The sequence below is a fragment of the Micromonospora sp. IBHARD004 genome (assembly GCF_052814115.1).
Map to the genome: position 1 here is coordinate 5996430 of NZ_CP199934.1, position 16531 is coordinate 6012960.

Here is a 16531-nt window from a genome sequence, read left to right on the forward strand (position 1 = left end):
GGTGACCGGCCGCGCCCGAGCGACCGAGCGGGGGCCGCCCCCCCGGCCGAGCAGGGATCCGGCCGACCCGCCGGGTGGTCAGCCCGCCGCGCGGGCCGGGCCGGCACCCTCCGCCGGCGCGGCGGTCCCGGAGCCGCCCGCCGCCAGCGTGTCGAGCACCGCGCCGCCGTCGGCGAGCAGCGCCGACTCGGCGTCGTCGACGAAGGCGAGGTCGGCCTCCACGTGCCGGCTGGCGGCCGAGAGCAGCAGCCGCACCACCGGGTCGTCCGCGCGGCGGCGCAGCCCGTCGAGGTTCCGCAGCTCCCGCATCAGGTGTCCGCGCTGGTTACCGAGCACGGTCCGGACGGTCGCGGCCTCGCCGGAGCGGGCCGCGGCGGTGACCTTGAGGAAGAAGTCGTCGCGGAAGCCGCCGCTGCGCGGGCTCGGCTCGGCGAGCCAGCGGTCCAGCTCGGTCCGCCCCTCCGGGGTGATCTCGTAGACCACCCGGTCGGGCTTTACCGGCTGGGCCTGCCGCTCGGCGACCACCAGGCCGTCCCGGGAGAGCCGGTCGAGGATCTGGTAGAGGTGCCCGATGTTGAGCGGGCCCCACTGCGGGCCGACCGCCGCCTCGAAGGCGCTCTTCAGCTCGTACCCGTAGCTGGGGCCGCGGGCGAGCAGGGCCAGGACCGCGTGCTGGATCGCCACCGTCTCCTCCAATCGGGTCCGGGCGGGCTCCACCCGGGGTCTTGCATTGTCACAATGTATCGCGCAGAGTGGGCACCAGCACAACGGGGAGGCGCGACATGCTCGGCTTCATCTGGAGGCAGCTTCGCGGCCGTGCGGGACGGTCGGTGGCGCTGCTGGCCGGCGTCCTGGTGGCGACCACCGGGTTCGTCGTCCTGACCGGCGCCACCACCACCTCCCGCCTGGACGTCACCGGCACGGTCGAGCGGAACACCCGGGCCGCGTACGACATCCTGGTACGCCCCAAGGGAGCCCGCACGCCGCTGGAGACCGAGCGCGGGCTGGTCCGGCCCAACTACCTCTCCGGCCTCTTCGGCGGCATCACCACAGTCCAGTACGACCAGGTCAAGGCCGTGGCCGGGGTGCAGGTCGCCGCCCCGATCGCCATGCTCGGCCACGCCGACCAGATCATCGGTGGCACGCTCGACCTCACCGACACGGTGGACCGGACACTCGTTCGACAGGTCGTCCGGGTCGACCTGGACTTCACCACCGACCGGGGCCTGTCCACCGGTCACGCGAAGCCGCGCTACGTCTACGTCACGAAGCATCCCCTGATCTATCCGGACTTCCGCAAACCGCCCGGTGACCAGATTCTGTACACGGACGGCGCCCGGTATCCGGCCGCCGCCTGCGGCACCGAGTTCTACGTGCCCCGGGAGGTGCAGCCGGACGGGCGCTCCCTGCCGGTGTGCAATCCGATGGCCCTGGCGGCCCTGGGCGGCCCGGGCTCCACCCTCTCGGAACTGGACGCGATCTCGCTCTCCCCGGCCCGGCTGCTGGCCGACGGGCGCTTCGAGTACGGCTCCGCGCGGGACGGCCGCCCGCCCGCGCCACAGGACCGGTTGACGATGCCGATCGGGGCGACCGTCTCACTGCTGCTCGCCGCGGTGGACCCGGTCGCCGAGAGCCGGCTGGTGGGGCTCGACGCCGCGATCCGGGACGGGCAGATGCTGCCGGCGGACAAGCTGCCCGCCAGGGTCGAGAACAACTACGGCTCCACCCAGGAGTTTCCCGTCCTCGCCACGACCCGCCCGTTCGTCGATGGGGCGGTCTCCGCGACGTACCGCCGGCTCCGCCCGGCCCGGGTCGCCGGCCTGCCACCGGACGTGGTCGAGACGTCTCTGGGCAGGGCCCCCGGACTCCCGGTGGGGGGCGGGCGGGACAACTTCGCGGACCGCTACCTGGCCGACATCAGGAACCTGATCCAGCGGCCCGACCAGTGCTGCGGCGGCGATCTCGAAAACGTGGTCCAGGCGGGGCCGCCGGAGTACGAACAACTGCCGGGCGGGGTGCTCCGCCCGCGGGTCGTCCCGGTCGAACAGGTCGTCTACGGCTCGGAGCTGGTGGTCCGGCGGCAGACGTCGTGGCTGACCGGCGACGCCTCCTTCCGACCGGTCAGCAAGCTGGGGCTGAGCGAGGACAGCAGCCGGACCCTACGGAGCTGGCGGCCGGTCGGCACGTTCGACCCGCTCCGGCTGACCGGGTTCGACGAGCTGTCCCGGGTGCCCCTGGAGACGTACGAGCCGCCGATGGTCGAGGGCGCCGACGACCGGAGCCGAACCGCGCTCGGTGGGCAGCCGCTGCTGCCCAACGGGAGCCCTGGGGGCTACCTCTCCGCCCCGCCGCTGCTACTGACCAATCTGGCCAGCGTGCCGGCGCTCCTCGAAGGTGGCAGCAGTCGGCAGCGCAAGGCGCCGATCAGCGCGATCCGGGTGCGGGTCGCCGACGTGGACGGCTACAGCGAGCGCTCCGCCGAGAAGGTCCGGCTGGTCGCCGAGCAGATCGCCCAGGTCACCGGGCTCGACGTCGACATCACCCTCGGTTCCTCCCCGGCCCCGCAGACGGTCGACCTGCCCGCCGGCTCGTTCGGCCGCCCGGAGCTGCGGCTCACCGAGAACTGGTCAGCACTCGGGGTGGCCTCGGCGATCACCCGGGCGGTCGACCGCAAGAGCGCCGCCCTGTTCGCGCTGGTGCTGGTGGTCTGCGTGCTCTTCCTCGGCAACGCGGTCTCCGCCGCGGTCCGGGACCGCCGCCCCGAGCTGGCGGTGCTCGCCTGCCTCGGCTGGCCGGCCCGGCGGATCGGCGCCCTGATCCTCGGCGAGGTCGCCGCGCTGGGCCTCGCCGCCGGGCTGCTGTCGGTCGGGCTGGCGTTCCCGCTCGGCACCGCCCTGGACATCGACATCGACTGGCGGCGGGCGCTTCTGGCCCTACCGGTGGCCCTGCTGCTGGCGCTGGTCGCGGGGCTGGCGCCGGCGCTGCGGGCCGCGCGCGCCCATCCGGCCGCCGCGCTGCGCCCGCCGGTGGCCGCCGTCCGGTGGGTACGCCGGCCGCGCACCCTGCCCGGCCTGGCCCTGGTGAACCTGGTCCGGACGCCCGGGCGCACCCTGCTCGGCGCGGGCGCGCTGGCCATCGGCGTGGCCGCGCTGACCCTGGTCGGCGCCGCGGCCTACGCCTTCCGGGGCGCCATCGTCGGCAGCCTGCTCGGCGACACCGTCTCGCTCGCCGTGCGCGGCGCGGACGCCCTGGCGGCCATCGCGACGGTGCTGCTCGGCGCCGCCGCGGTCGCCGACGTGCTCTACCTGAACATCCGGGACCGGGCCGCCGAGCTGGCCACCCTGCGCGCCACCGGCTGGACCGACGCCGCGCTGGGCCGCCTGATCGGGTACGAGGGACTGCTGCTCGGCGCGCTCGGCGCGCTCAGCGGCGCGGGCCTGGGTCTCGGCGGGGCGGCCTGGCTGGTCGGCGACCTGCCGGGGTCGCTGATGCTGGTGGCGGGCACCGTGGCGATGGCCGGGGTGCTGGTCACCTGCCTGGCCGCGCTCGTCCCGGCCGCGCTGCTCCGCCGCCTCCCCACCGCACGACTACTCGCAGAGGAGTGAGCATGGACGCGACCACGGGCAGCACGGTCCGGACCGCCGGGCTGATCCGGCACTTCGGCACCGGCGCCGAGCGGCTGACCGCGATCGACGGCGTGTCCTTGGAGATCGCGCCGGGGTCGGTGGTGGCGCTGACCGGACCGAGTGGCTCCGGCAAGTCGACGCTGCTGCACCTCATCGGCGCGATCGAGCAGGCCGATCAGGGCACGGTCACGGTGGACGAGGTGGAGGTGACCGCGCTGCGCCGGGCGGCCCTGGCCCGGTACCGGCAGCGGGTCGGCTTCGTCTTCCAGCGCTACCACCTGCTGCCGGCGCTCACCGTGCTGGACAACGTGATCGCGCCGGTGCTGCCGCGCCGCGGGCGGGCCGACCACGCGGCGCGGGCCCGGGAGCTGCTCGGCGCGGTCGGCCTGGCCGGCCGGGAACGGGCCCTGCCCGCCCAGCTCTCCGGTGGCCAGCAGCAGCGGGTGGCGATCGCGCGGGCGCTGATGGGCGAACCGCGGCTGCTGCTCGCCGACGAGCCGACCGGCAACCTCGACTCGACCACCGGCGGGCAGATCCTCGACCTGCTGCTCGAACTGCGCGACCGGCACGGCATGACGATCCTGCTGGCCACCCACGAACGGGCCATCGCCGCCCGCTGCGACCGGCTGGTCCGGCTCGGCGACGGCAGGGTCGTGGAGGATCTCGACCTCACCGACGGCGAGGATCCGGCCGAGACCTTCGACCGGGCCTCCCGCCTGCGGTTGTAGGCGGCGGTGCGGCGGTTGGCGGCGTCCGCCCTGACGGGCGGCATCTGACGGAGAGGCGGTGCGACATGCTCGGTTTCATCTGGCGCCAGCTACGCGGTCGGGCCGGACGGTCGGTGGCTCTGCTGGTCGGCGCGCTCGTCGCGACCACCGGCTTCATCGTGCTCACCGGCACCACGACCGCGTCCCGTCTGCAGGTGATCGGGGCGGTGGAGCGCAACAGCGCGGCCGCGTACGACATCCTGGTCCGACCGAAGGGCAGCCGGACCGCGCAGGAGGCCGCGCGTGGGCTGGTGCAGCCCAACTACCTCTCCGGACTCTTCGGCGGCATCACCATGTCCCAGTACCGACAGGTCGCCGCCATCGACGGCGTGCGGGTCGCGGCGCCGATCGCCATGCTGGGCTACTCCACCAGGGCGGTGCCGGTAGAGATGGATCTGACCGCCGCGGTGGACCGCGACGCCGAACGCCAGGTCATCCGGGTCGATCCGACCTTCAGCGCCGAGCGGGGGCTGTCCCGCGCGACGGCCCGCCCGCATTACGTCTACCTGACCCGGAACGAGGTGGTCTACCCGGACTTCGGCTCGGAACCCTCGGCGCTCGTCCGGCACAGCAACGGCAGGTCCTATCCGGCGGGGCAGTGCGAGGGGAACTCCGGCGTTCCCCTGGAGGTCCTCCCGGACGGTCGGACCGAACCGATCTGCGGGCCACCCGAGGTCGGCGGCGGCGTCGGCACCACCCGCTCCGACCTGGAGGAGAGCGGGTTCCTGACCTTCCGGCTGCTCCCCGACGGGCGGTTCGAAGAATTGGAGGTGGTGCGCGGCGAACAGGGCGCCGAGCGGCGCACGAGGGCCGTCGACCGCCTGGTGGTCCCCATCGCCTGGTACGTGCCGTTTCTGCTCGCGGCCGTCGACCCGTCGGCAGAGGAGCGCCTGGTCGGGCTGTCCGGCGCCGTCGTGGCGGGCCGGACGCTGCGCACCGACGACCTGCCGGTGGACGTGCCCGGAAGGCAGAACCGGCAGTTCCCGGTGCTGGTGACCAGCCGGCCGTACGTGGACGGCAGCGTCTTCGTCTCCTACTCCCGGCTCCGCCCCGAACGGGTGGCCGGCCTCTCCGGCGCGGCGGTGGCCCGCGCGCTGGCGACGGCCGACCGGACCGCCGCCGGTTCCGCCCGGCTGGACGTCGAGACCGCCCACCGTGCACAGATGTCGGCGGAGGTCCAGGGCGGCGGCGACTGCTGCTACGCCGCCCTGTGGCCTCTCGTGCAGGCGGGCCAGCCCGGCTACGACCCGCTCCCGGACGGCGTGCTGCGAGCCCGGACGGTCGACCCGGACCCCGGGGCGTACGCGCTGCCCAACGAGACGACAGCCGTGCCCTGGCTCAGCGCGGACGTCTCGTTCCGCCGGCTCCGCCAGCTGGAGATCCGCGACACCCCGGCGACCCGCTACCCCGGATGGCGGCCGGTCGGCGTGTTCGACCCGGAGCGGCTGGCCAGGTTCGCCGACCTGTCCCGGGTGCCGCTGGAGACGTACGAGCCGCCCACGGCCGAGGGGGCGGACGCGGGCAGCCGGGCGGCGCTCGGCAATCAGCCGCTGCTGCCCAGCGGCAACCCCGGCGGCTACCTGAGCACCCCACCGTTCCTGCTGACAAATTTCGCCGCCCTGCCGAAGCTCCTGGAGGATGCGGCCGGCCCGCAGCGCTCCGCGCCGATCAGCGCCATCCGGGTACGGGTCGCGGACGTCGACGGCTACAGCGAGCGTTCCGCGGAACGGGTCCGCCTGGTGGCCGAGCAGATCGCCGCGGCCACCGGCCTCGACGTGGACATCACCCTCGGCTCCTCCCCGGCCCCGCAGACCGTCGAGCTGCCGGCCGGATCGTTTGGCCGCCCCGCGCTCCGGCTGACCGAGAACTGGTCCGCCCTCGGTGTCGCGTCGGTCATCGTGCGGGCCGTCGACCGCAAGAGCGTGCTGCTCTTCCTGCTCGTCCTGGTCGTGTGCGCGCTCTTCCTGGGCAACGCGGTCGCCGCGGCGGTCCGGGACCGCAGGTCGGAGCTGGCCCTGCTCGCCTGCCTCGGCTGGCCGGCACGGCGGATCAGCCTGCTCGTCCTCGGCGAGGTGGCCACGCTCGGCCTCGCCGCCGGCCTGCTGTCCCTCGCCCTCGCGACACCGATCTCCGCCGCGCTCGGGATCGACGTCGGCTGGCGCCGGGCCGTCCTCGCCGTCCCGGTGGCGCTGCTGCTGGCGTTGGTCGCGGGTCTGGCGCCGGCGCTGCGCGCCAGTCGCGCACATCCGGCCGCCGCCCTGCGACCGCCCGTCGCGGCGGCCCGCCGGGCGGGGCGGCCCCGCACCGTGCTCCGGTTGGCCGTCACCAACCTCGCCCGCACGCCGGGGCGGAGCCTGCTCGGCGCGGGAGCCCTGGCGATCGGGGTCGCCGCGCTGACCCTGGTGGGTGCCGTCTCGTACGCGTTCCGGGGCGCGGTGGTTGGCAGCCTGCTGGGGGACGCGATCTCGCTGAGCGTGCGCGGCCCGGACGTCGTCGCCGCGGCCGCGACGGTGCTGCTCGGCACGGCCGCCGTGGCCGACGTGCTCTATCTGGGCATCCGCGACCGGGCCGCCGAGCTGGCCACCCTGCGGGCGATCGGGTGGACCGATGCGGCGCTCGGCCGGCTGATCGGCTACGAAGGTCTCTCGCTCGGTGGGCTGGGCGCGGTCACCGGGGCCCTGCTGGGCCTGCTCGGCGCGGTGGGCCTGATCGGCTCGCTGCCCAGCAGCCTGCTGCTGGTGGCCGTCGTCACGGCGGCCGCCGGCCTCGTCGTCAGCTGCCTGGCGGCGCTCCTGCCGGCGACCCTGCTGCGCCGGCTCCCGGCCGCCCGGCTGCTCGCCGAGGAGTGACGAGCAGCCGACGCGTCGGGGGCCGGCCGTGCCGGAGTCGGTCAGGCGGTGGGGCTGGCGGTGCGGACGTGGGCGGCGATCCGCTCGGCGACCTCGCGGGCGATCGCCTCGGTGGCCGCCTCGACCATGACCCGGACCAGCGGCTCGGTGCCGGACGGGCGCAGCAGCACCCGGCCGGTCTCGCCCAGCTCGGCCTCGGCCCGCTCCACCTCGGCGCGGACGGCCGGCGCGGAGGCGCCCACGGTACGGTCGCCAACCGGCACGTTGATCAGCACCTGGGGCAGCTTGGTGACCACCGAGCCGAGCTCGGCGAGGGACTTGCCGGTGGCGGCCATCCGGGACATCAGGTGCAGCCCGGTCAGGACCCCGTCGCCGGTGGTGGCGTACGCCGGCATGACAATGTGGCCGCTCTGCTCGCCGCCGAGCGCGAGGCCGGAGGCGCGCAGCTCCTCCAGGACGTACCGGTCGCCGACCTTGGTCTCGACCAGGCGGATGCCCTGCGCGGACATCGCCAGCCGCAGGCCGAGGTTGCTCATCACCGTCGCGACCAGGGTGTCCTGGGTCAGCTCGCCGGCCTCCCGCATGGCCAGCGCCAGGATGGCCATCAGCTGGTCGCCGTCGACCTCGTCGCCGTCGGCGGTCACCGCGACGCACCGGTCGGCGTCGCCGTCGTGGGCGATGCCGAGGTGCGCGCCGTGCTCGACCACGGCGGCGCGCAGCGTGTCGATGTGGTTGGAGCCGCAGTCGTCGTTGATGTTGAGCCCGTCCGGCTCGGCACAGATGGCGATCACCTCGGCGCCCGCCTCCCGGTACGCCACCGGGGCGACCTCGGCGGCGGCACCGTTCGCGCAGTCCACCACGACCTTGATCCCCTCCAGCCGGTGCGGCACCGTGCCGACGAGGTGCTGGACGTAGTGGTCGGCGCCGTCCAGCAGGTCGTGCACCCGCCCGACGCCGGCCCCGATCGGCCGGTCCCAGGCGGTGGTGGCGTTCGCCTCGACGGCCGCCTCGATTCGCATCTCGATCTCGTCCGGCAGCTTGTGCCCGCCGGCGGCGAAGAGCTTGATCCCGTTGTCCGGCATCGGGTTGTGCGAGGCGGAGAGCATCACACCCAGGTCGGCCTTGGCCTCCGCGGTGAGGAACGCCACCGCGGGGGTGGGCAGCACGCCGACCCGCACCACGTTGGCGCCCGCGCTGGTCAGGCCGGCCACCACGGCCGCCTCCAGCATCTCGCCGCTGGCCCGGGTGTCCCGCCCGACGACGGCGAGCGGCGGATGACTCTTGTCCGTCTCGGCCAGCGTGTGGGCGGCGGCCACCGCCACCGCGAGCGCCAACTCCGGGGTGAGATCCGCGTTCGCCCGCCCGCGTACCCCGTCCGTGCCGAACAACCGGCCCATACCCGCCAACCTCCGATGGAACTGCCGTTGAGAGGAGAAAGCGGAACGGCCGACCCACCTCCCCGGTCGAGGGGAGGCGGACCGGCCGTCCGTCAGAAGTACAACGCGCTGGTGGTGATCAGCGCTTCGAGTACTGAGGAGCCTTACGGGCCTTCTTGAGGCCGTACTTCTTGCTCTCCTTGACCCGGGCGTCACGGGTCAGGAAGCCGGCCTTCTTCAGGGCCGGGCGGTCGTCCGGCTCGTTGACGATCAGCGCCCGGGCGATGGCCAGCCGCAGCGCACCGGCCTGGCCGGTGGTGCCGCCGCCCCGCAGGTTGGCGATGACGTCGAACGCCTCGGGCTTCTCGGCGGTCACCAGCGGGTCCTTGATGAGCTGCTGGTGGACCTTGCTCGGGAAGTAGGCCTCGAGGTCGCGGCCGTTGCAAGTGATCTTGCCGCTGCCGGGGACGATGCGAACCCGGACGATGGCCTCCTTGCGCCGACCCACGGTCTGGATCGGGCGGTCACCTCGCGGCGCGCGGGCGACGGGCGCCGGCGCCTCGGTGGCCTCGGGGGCAACCTCGGTCTCGGTGATGTCGGTCATGCTGCTTCCTTCGCCCGCGCTCACTGCGCGATCTGCTTGATCTCGAACGGCACCGGCTGCTGCGCGCCGTGCGGGTGCTCGGCACCGGCGTAGACCTTCAGCTTCTTGATCAGCTGACGGCCGAGCTTGTTGTGCGGGAGCATGCCCTTCACGGCCAGCTCGATGGCCCGCTCGGGACGCTTGGTCAGCAGCTCGTCGTAGCCGACCTGCTTCAGACCACCCGGGTAACCCGAGTGGCGGTAGGCAACCTTGGTCTGCCGCTTGTTGCCGGTCAGCGCAACCTTGCCCGCGTTCACGATGACGACGAAGTCGCCCGTGTCGACGTGCGGCGCGAAAGTCGGCTTGTGCTTGCCGCGCAGCAGCGTGGCGGCGTGGGTGGCCAGGCGGCCCAGCACGACATCAGAGGCGTCGATAACGTGCCACTGACGCTCGATCTCACCCGGCTTCGGGCTGTACGTACGCACAGGTCTACCTTGTCTCGTCGTCGGTCTGGGGTCGCGCGCCGAGGTGACCAGGCGCGCACGAACGACCAAGCGTACCTGATGCGGCACGCCTCTGGATGTCGTACAACAGCAGGCAACGATACCCGCCGCCCGGTCGGCAGGTCAAAACGGGGGGTCACCCCAGCGCGGCTCGCGACATGGCGATGGTACAGGTCACACGCCGGCCAGCCGGCGCGGCCCCGGCCGCAGGTAGACCGCCCAGGTCACCACGAAGCAGAGCGCGTACCAGCCGATGAAGGCCAGGTAGGCGGCGTCCGCGTTCCCGGAGGTCAGGAACGACTGCCGGAAGGCGACGTTGACCAGCACCCCGCCGGAGGCGCCGACCGCGCCGGCGATGCCGATCAGCGCCCCGGAGAGCCGCCGGGCCCGGCGCTCGGCCGCCACCGGGTCGGCCCCGCGGTCGACCTCGGCCGCCCTCCGGGCCCGGAAGATCGCCGGGATCATCTTGTACGTCGAGCCGTTGCCGATCCCGGAGAAGACGAAGAGGGACAGGAACCCGGCCAGGTAGAGCGGCAGCGACCGCTCCCGGGCCGCGTACAGCACCAGCCCGGCGCCGGCCGCCATGGCGACGAAGTTCCAGAAGGTCACCCGGGCCCCGCCGAGCCGGTCGGCGAGCTGCCCGCCGAGGGGCCGGATCAGCGAGCCGACCAGCGGTCCGAGGAAGGTCAGCCAGGCCGCGTCGACCGGGGTCGGGAAGCGGTCGTGGAACTGGAGCTGGAGCACCTGCCCGAAGGCGAAACCGAAGCCGATGAACGAGCCGAAGGTGCCGACGTAGAGCAGGGACATCACCCAGGTGTGCGGGTCCCGGGCGGCCTCGCGCAGCGCGCCGGGCTCGTTGCGCGCCCCTGGGAGGTTGTCCAGCCAGCGCGCCGCGGCCAGCGCGGCCAGCACGATCAGCGGCAGGTAGACCGCGGGCACCAGCCGGGGGTACGCGGCCCCGGCGGTGGCCAGCACGGCCAGCCCGACCAGCTGCACCGCCGGCACGCCGAGGTTGCCGCCGCCGGCGTTGAGCCCGAGCGCCCGCCCCTTGAGCCGGTCCGGGTAGAAGAGGTTGATGTTCGCCATCGAGGAGGCGAAGTTGCCCCCGCCGACCCCGGTCAGGCAGGCCAGCACCATCAGCGTGGGGTACGACACCCCGGGTTCGAGCAGCAGCGCCATCGGCACCGCCGGCACCAGCAGCAGCAGCGCGCTGACGATGGTCCAGTTCCGGCCGCCGAAGCGGGCCACCGCCAGGGTGTACGGCAGCCGCAGCACGGCGCCCAGCGCGGCCGGTACGGCGGTGAGCAGGAACTTCCCGGCCGGGTCGATGCCGTACGCCGGGCCGAGGAAGAGCACGGTCACGGACCAGAGGCTCCACACCGAGAAGCCGACGTGCTCGGCGAAGATCGAGACGTACAGGTTGCGCCTGGCGATCGGGGCGCCGGTCGTACGCCAGAATTCCGGGTCCTCCGGGCGCCAGTCGGTGATCGGCTGCCGGCGCCCGGCGGCGGCCGGTTCCAGGGTGGCGGTGGGGGCCAGTGTGCTCACGGCGACTCCTCCTCGTCGATGCGACGAGGAGGACGCTAGGAGCGGGCGGTTTCCCGCCGGTGCCCGTCGGGGGTCGTTCCGGAAACGGGGATCGCACGTCCGCCCCGGACCGGTGGTGAGGCGGTCAGATCTCCTGGAGGATGCGCAGCGCCCGGCCGACCCGCTGCATGGTCTCCGTGTCGGCCACGTCCACGCACTCGGTGAACCACTTCTTCATCGGTGAGGAGAGCCGGTCCGGCATCACCACCCAGCGGCCCATCACGACCGCGAGGGGCGAGTCGCGCAGCAGCGACTCGTCGACCACCTCGGCCACCATCACGATGGGGACGTCGGTGGAGTTGTAGACGTCGGAGCTGATCACCAGCCCGAGCCGTTCCCGGGCGCCCTCGATGCGCCAGACCTCGCCCCTACGCAGCACGCGGGCGTCCGCCGAAGAGCACGTCGTCGACCATGGCGACCTCGTGGGCGTCGGCGAGGGCGTCGGACTCCAGATCCAGGCCGGCGCGACCGACGGCGGCGGCGTGCGCGGTGAAGACCTCGCGCAGGGCCTTCTCCCGGGCAGCCTGGTCCATCCAGGCGGAGAGCGACAGCCCCTCCCGCTTGGCGAACCGGCGCGCCTCCTCGATCGTCTCGTCCGAGAACGAGAGTGTCACCTTGGCAGTCATGCCGGACAGATTACGCTGGGTATGACCGGTGGTCATTCCGGTCTTCACCCCCTCGGCCCGGGACGCCAGAACGCCCACCGCCGACATTTCCGGCGAACCGCCACCGGCAGCAACGGCGGGGTCAGGCCGCCCGGCCGCCGAAGACCGCGAAGCGCCACTCCTTGAAGAAGCAGTCCACGTCGACCAGCCCCGCCTCGGCGAGCCAGCCGCACTGGTCGGCCACCGTCGCCGGCCGGTCGTGCCGCATCCGCTCCCGGGCGGCGGCGATCTCCCCGGCGTCCGAGCCCAGCTCGGTGATCCGCGCGGTCCAGACCTCGTCGTAGCGGCGGTCCAGGGCGGGCGTCGGGCCGGCCACCTGCTCGGCGTTGACGAACACCCCGCCGGGGACGAGCGCCGCCGCGGCCCGGCGGCAGAGGGCCTGCTTGCCGGCGTCGGTCAGGTGGTGGACGGCGAGCGCGGAGACCACCGCGTCGTACCGGCCGGGCGGCAGCGGGTCGGCCAGGTCCGCCCGGACCACCCGGTGCGGCACGCCCCGGGCGCGGAGCTGGTCGGTGGCGACGGCGAGCATCGCGGGCGCGGCGTCGACCAGGGTCAGCCGGACCCCCGGCACGGCGGCGGAGAGGAGCAGGGAGAGCAGGCCGGTGCCCGCGCCCAGGTCCAGCACCTCCGGGGTACGCCCCGCCGCCAGCGCCGCCCGCAGCGGCGGGGCGGCGACCTCGACGGCGGTGCCGTAGAAGGCGTCGAAGCAGGGCACCAGCCGTCGCCGGGCCTCGTCGTACGTCCCCGCCACGGCCTCGAACGCGTCCGCCACGGCCGGCCTCCCATATGCTAGGAATTGCGTCTCATATTCTAAGCCTGGAGGTCCGGCCCGGCGACCCCGGGCGGTGTGAGGCGCTCTTGACAGGACCGAAACAGAAGGGACCCGGACCGGAAACCGCCCGGCGGCACGCTTTGCCGACATGACAGACGGTGCACGGGCGGCGACGCGACCCGGGGTGGGATCCCGGGAGGCGGCGACCCACTGCCCGTACTGCGCCCTCCAGTGCGGGATGACCCTGCGCGAGACCGACGGACGGGTCGAGGTGCTCCCCCGGGAGTTCCCCACCAACCGCGGCGGGCTCTGCCAGAAGGGCTGGACCGCCGCCGAGCTGCTGGACCACCCCGAGCGGCTGACCACGCCCCTGGTGCGCGACCCGGTCACCGGCGAGCAGCGCCCCGCGAGCTGGGACGAGGCCCTGGACCGGATCGCCGCAGGCATCCGTACCGTCCAGACCGGACACGGCCGGGACGCCGTGGCGGTCTTCGGCGGCGGCGGGCTGACCAACGAGAAGGCGTACGCGCTCGGCAAGTTCGCCCGGGTGGCGCTGCGGACCCGGCACATCGACTACAACGGGCGCTGGTGCATGTCCTCGGCGGCGGCCGCCGGCATCCGGGCCTTCGGCGTCGACCGGGGGCTGCCCTTCCCCCTCGCCGACCTCGGCCGGGCGGAGACCCTGCTGCTGGTCGGCGCCAACCCGGCGGAGACCATGCCGCCGCTGCTGCGCCACCTCGCCGACCAGCGGGAACGCGGCGGGCGGCTGATCGTGATCGACCCCCGGGTCACCGCGACCGCCCGCCAGGCCGACCTGCACCTGCAACCGCTCCCCGGCACCGACCTGGCGGTGGCCAACGCGCTGCTGCACATCGCGCTCAGCGAGGGCTGGCTCGACCGCGAGTACGTGGGCGCCCGCACCACCGGCTTCGACGCCGTCCGCCGCACCGTGGCCGGCTACTGGCCGGCGGAGGTGGAACGGCTCTCCGGGGTGCCGGTGGCCGACCTGGAGGCGACCGCCCGGGCGCTCGCCACCGCCGGCAGCGCGATCATCCTCACCGCCCGCGGTGCCGAGCAGCATGCCAAGGGCGTCGACACGGTCACCGCCTTCGTCAACCTGGCGCTCGCCCTCGGCCTGCCCGGCCGCCCCGGCTCCGGGTACGGCTGCCTCACCGGGCAGGGCAACGGCCAGGGCGGCCGGGAGCACGGGCAGAAGGCCGACCAGCTCCCCGGCTACCGGAAGATCGACGACCCGGCGGCCCGGGAGCACGTGGCGCGGGTCTGGGGCGTACCGGCCGACGACCTGCCCGGGCCGGGGGTGCCGGCGTACCGGCTGCTGGACTCGCTCGGCACGCCGGACGGCCCCCGGGCGCTGCTGGTCTTCGGCTCCAACCCGGTGGTCTCGGCGCCCCGGGCGGCCCGGATCGAGTCCCGGCTGCGCGACCTGGACCTGCTGGTCGTCGCCGACTTCCTGCGCTCCGAGACGGCCGCGCTGGCCGACGTGGTGCTGCCGGTCGCCCAGTGGGCCGAGGAGGACGGCACGATGACCAACCTGGAGGGTCGGGTGCTGCGCCGGCGGGCGCTGCGCGAGCCGCCACCCGGCGTCCGCACCGACCTGGCGGTCCTCGCCGACCTCGCCGCCCGGCTCGGCACGCCGGTGGGCTTCCCGACCGACCCGCGGGCGGTCTTCACCGAGCTGCGGCTGGCCTCGGCCGGCGGGCCGGCGGACTACGCCGGCGTGACCTGGGACCGGATCGACGCCGCCACGGGCGTCTTCTGGCCCTGCCCCGACCCGGACGGCCCGGACACCCCCCGGCTCTTCGCCGACCGGTTCCCCACCCCGGACGGGCGGGCCCGGTTCCACCCGGTGACCCACCGGCCGGCCGCCGAGGAGGTCTGCGCCGAGTACCCGCTGCACTTCACCACCGGGCGGGTGCTGGCCCAGTACCAGTCCGGCACCCAGACCCGGCGGGTCACCGCGCTGCGCCGGGCCGCGCCCGGCGCCTTCGTCGAGCTGCACCCGGACCTGGCCGCCCGGCTCGGCGTCGCCGAGGGCGAGGAGGTGCGGGTCGTCTCCCGCCGGGGCGAGCTGCGGGCCCCCGCCCGGGTCAGCCCCACGATCCGGCCGGACACCGTCTTCGCGCCGTTCCACTGGGCCGGCGCCGCCCGCGCCAACTCGGTCACCAACGACGCGGTCGACCCGGTCTCCGGGATGCCCGAATTCAAGATCTGCGCGGTACGGGTGGAGAGGGTCGAGCCGTGAGCGAACGGGTGATCATCGTCGGGTACGGGATGGCCGGGTCCCGGCTCGCCGCCGAGCTGCACGCCCGGGGCGGGGACCACAAGGTCACCGTGCTCGGGGCGGAGCCGCACCGGGCGTACAACCGGATCATGCTCTCCACCCTGCTGACCGGGAAGATCGCCGAGCCGGACGTGGAGCTGGCCGAGGTCGCCGGGCAGGGCGTGGACGTGCGGACCGGGGTGGCGGTCACCGCGATCGACCGGGCCGCCCGCGAGGTGCACACCGACGACGGCGACCAGCACGGCTACGACCACCTGGTCCTCGCCACCGGCAGCCGGGCCCTGGTGCCGCCGCTGCCCGGCCTCGACCCGCTGCCCGAGCGGGTGGTGCCGTTCCGCACGCTGGACGACTGCCGGCGGATCCTCGCCGCCGCCGAGGGCGCCCGGAGCGCCCTGGTGCTCGGCGGCGGGCTGCTCGGGCTGGAGGCGGCCCGCGGGCTGGCCGCCCGGGGGCTGGACGTGACGGTGGTGCACCCCACGGGCCACCTGATGGAGCGGCAGCTCGACCCGACCGCCGGCGCGATGCTCGTCGGCACCCTCGCCGAGCTCGGCGTGCGTACCGTGCTGGCGGTTTCGGCGACCGGGGTGACCGCGGCCGCCGACGAGGTCCGCCTCGACCTCTCCGACGGCCGGTCCCTCGCCGCCGACCTGCTGGTCATCTCCTGCGGGGTACGCCCCGACACCGCCCTCGCCGCCGCGGCCGGACTCACCGTCGAGCGCGGCGTGGTGGTGGACGACCGGATGCGGACCAGCGACCGGCGGATCTCCGCGATCGGCGACTGCGCCCAGCACGACGGCGCGCTGACCGGGCTGGTCGCCCCGGCCTGGGCCCAGGCCCGGGTGGTGGCGCAGGTGCTGGCCGGCGACGAGCCGCTGGCCCGCTACCGGCCCCGGCCGGTGGTGACCCGGCTCAAGGCGGCCGGCATCGACCTGGCCGCGATGGGCGACGCCACCGGCGGCCCGGGGGCCGGCGAGCCGGCGGAGGAGCTGACCTTCGCCGACCCGGCCCGGGGGACGTACGCCCGGCTGCGGATCCGCGACGAGCGGCTGACCGGGGCGATCCTGCTCGGCGACAACCCGGCGATCGGCACCGTGGTGCAGCTCTTCGACCGGGGCGCCCCGGTGCCGGCGGACCGACGGTCGCTGCTGCTCGGCCGGGCCTTCGGCACGGTCCCGGCCGCGCCCGCCGCGTCCCCGGCGCTGATGCCGGACGCGGCCACGGTCTGCCAGTGCAACGACGTCAGCAAGGGGGCGCTGGTGGCCTGCTGGCGCGCCGGCGCCCGGACGGTCGACGCGCTCTCCGGGGCGACCCGGGCCGGCACCGGCTGCGGCGGCTGCCGGGACGCCCTCGCCGGCATCGTCGACTGGCTCGGCGAGGCCGAACCGGTGGCGACGCGATGACCGGGCGGCCGGACGGAGCGACGACCCGGCGGTCCGGCGGGTGCGGGACCGCCGGGCGGGCCGGTGGAGGTGACGGGATGGGCGGCGACGCGGTGGAGGTG

At 74.7% G+C, this 16531-nt stretch carries 13 protein-coding genes; 5 read left to right on the forward strand and 8 right to left on the reverse strand.

The window, feature by feature from the left end; all coding sequences use genetic code 11:
- Positions 1 to 78: 78 nt before the first annotated feature.
- Positions 79 to 684: a helix-turn-helix transcriptional regulator gene (locus tag ACTWO6_RS29130; RefSeq protein ID WP_446216915.1), complete on the reverse strand. Its 606-nt coding sequence runs from the start codon at positions 682 to 684 to the stop codon at positions 79 to 81.
- A gap of 98 nt (positions 685 to 782) precedes the next feature.
- Here ACTWO6_RS29130 and ACTWO6_RS29135 point away from each other — a divergent pair, with 98 nt between their 5' ends.
- The 3 genes from ACTWO6_RS29135 to ACTWO6_RS29145 all read left to right on the forward strand — a co-directional run bounded on the left by ACTWO6_RS29135 (position 783) and on the right by ACTWO6_RS29145 (position 7242).
- Positions 783 to 3605, forward strand: a complete 2823-nt coding sequence (locus ACTWO6_RS29135; protein WP_446216916.1) for an FtsX-like permease family protein — start codon at positions 783 to 785, stop codon at positions 3603 to 3605.
- A gap of 2 nt (positions 3606 to 3607) precedes the next feature.
- Complete coding sequence (locus ACTWO6_RS29140; protein ID WP_446216917.1) at positions 3608 to 4354, forward strand: ABC transporter ATP-binding protein; 747 nt, start codon at positions 3608 to 3610, stop codon at positions 4352 to 4354.
- 65 nt (positions 4355 to 4419) lie between these two features.
- On the forward strand, positions 4420 to 7242 hold the full coding sequence (locus ACTWO6_RS29145; protein ID WP_446216918.1) for an FtsX-like permease family protein: 2823 nt from the start codon (positions 4420 to 4422) through the stop codon (positions 7240 to 7242).
- A gap of 41 nt (positions 7243 to 7283) precedes the next feature.
- Here the strand turns inward: ACTWO6_RS29145 and glmM are convergent, their stop codons facing one another.
- From glmM to ACTWO6_RS29180, 7 genes are all read right to left on the reverse strand, one after another.
- On the reverse strand, positions 7284 to 8639 hold the full coding sequence (glmM, locus tag ACTWO6_RS29150) for a phosphoglucosamine mutase (RefSeq protein ID WP_446216919.1): 1356 nt from the start codon (positions 8637 to 8639) through the stop codon (positions 7284 to 7286).
- Positions 8640 to 8757: 118 nt separating this feature from the next.
- The gene (gene rpsI, locus ACTWO6_RS29155) at positions 8758 to 9222 is read right to left on the reverse strand and encodes a 30S ribosomal protein S9 (RefSeq protein ID WP_088998399.1); all 465 of its coding nucleotides are present in this window, start codon (positions 9220 to 9222) and stop codon (positions 8758 to 8760) included.
- Between the two features lie 20 nt (positions 9223 to 9242).
- Positions 9243 to 9686, reverse strand: a complete 444-nt coding sequence (gene rplM / locus ACTWO6_RS29160) for a 50S ribosomal protein L13 (protein ID WP_121399851.1) — start codon at positions 9684 to 9686, stop codon at positions 9243 to 9245.
- A gap of 192 nt (positions 9687 to 9878) precedes the next feature.
- Positions 9879 to 11252 carry an MFS transporter gene (locus tag ACTWO6_RS29165; RefSeq protein WP_446216920.1) on the reverse strand — a complete coding sequence of 458 codons (1374 nt, stop codon included), beginning with the start codon at positions 11250 to 11252 and terminating at the stop codon, positions 9879 to 9881.
- 124 nt (positions 11253 to 11376) lie between these two features.
- Positions 11377 to 11670: a type II toxin-antitoxin system PemK/MazF family toxin gene (locus tag ACTWO6_RS29170; protein ID WP_446216921.1), complete on the reverse strand. Its 294-nt coding sequence runs from the start codon at positions 11668 to 11670 to the stop codon at positions 11377 to 11379.
- Entirely contained in the window at positions 11660 to 11917 is a 258-nt protein-coding gene (locus ACTWO6_RS29175) for a DUF6364 family protein (protein WP_446216922.1), read from the reverse strand. Before ACTWO6_RS29175 ends, ACTWO6_RS29170 begins: the two co-directional genes overlap by 11 nt.
- Before the next feature lie 121 nt (positions 11918 to 12038).
- Positions 12039 to 12728: a class I SAM-dependent methyltransferase gene (locus tag ACTWO6_RS29180; RefSeq protein ID WP_446216923.1), complete on the reverse strand. Its 690-nt coding sequence runs from the start codon at positions 12726 to 12728 to the stop codon at positions 12039 to 12041.
- Between the two features lie 238 nt (positions 12729 to 12966).
- On the opposite strand from ACTWO6_RS29180, the gene ACTWO6_RS29185 reads away from it, so the two are divergent.
- Positions 12967 to 14991, forward strand: coding sequence for a molybdopterin oxidoreductase family protein (locus ACTWO6_RS29185; RefSeq protein WP_446220810.1), 2025 nt, complete (start codon positions 12967 to 12969; stop codon positions 14989 to 14991).
- Between the two features lie 29 nt (positions 14992 to 15020).
- Positions 15021 to 16430: an FAD-dependent oxidoreductase gene (locus ACTWO6_RS29190; RefSeq protein WP_446220811.1), complete on the forward strand. Its 1410-nt coding sequence runs from the start codon at positions 15021 to 15023 to the stop codon at positions 16428 to 16430.
- Positions 16431 to 16531 lie beyond the last annotated feature (101 nt).

Coding starts and splice junctions, on each gene's coding strand:
- ACTWO6_RS29135 (WP_446216916.1), top strand. CDS start 783: ATGCTCGGCTTCATCTGGAGGCAGCTTCGCGGCCGTGCGGGACGGTCG.
- ACTWO6_RS29140 (WP_446216917.1), top strand. CDS start 3,608: ATGGACGCGACCACGGGCAGCACGGTCCGGACCGCCGGGCTGATCCGG.
- ACTWO6_RS29145 (WP_446216918.1), top strand. CDS start 4,420: ATGCTCGGTTTCATCTGGCGCCAGCTACGCGGTCGGGCCGGACGGTCG.
- glmM (WP_446216919.1), bottom strand. CDS start 8,639: ATGGGCCGGTTGTTCGGCACGGACGGGGTACGCGGGCGGGCGAACGCG.
- rpsI (WP_088998399.1), bottom strand. CDS start 9,222: ATGACCGACATCACCGAGACCGAGGTTGCCCCCGAGGCCACCGAGGCG.
- ACTWO6_RS29175 (WP_446216922.1), bottom strand. CDS start 11,917: ATGACTGCCAAGGTGACACTCTCGTTCTCGGACGAGACGATCGAGGAG.
- ACTWO6_RS29185 (WP_446220810.1), top strand. CDS start 12,967: ATGACCCTGCGCGAGACCGACGGACGGGTCGAGGTGCTCCCCCGGGAG.
- ACTWO6_RS29190 (WP_446220811.1), top strand. CDS start 15,021: ATGGCCGGGTCCCGGCTCGCCGCCGAGCTGCACGCCCGGGGCGGGGAC.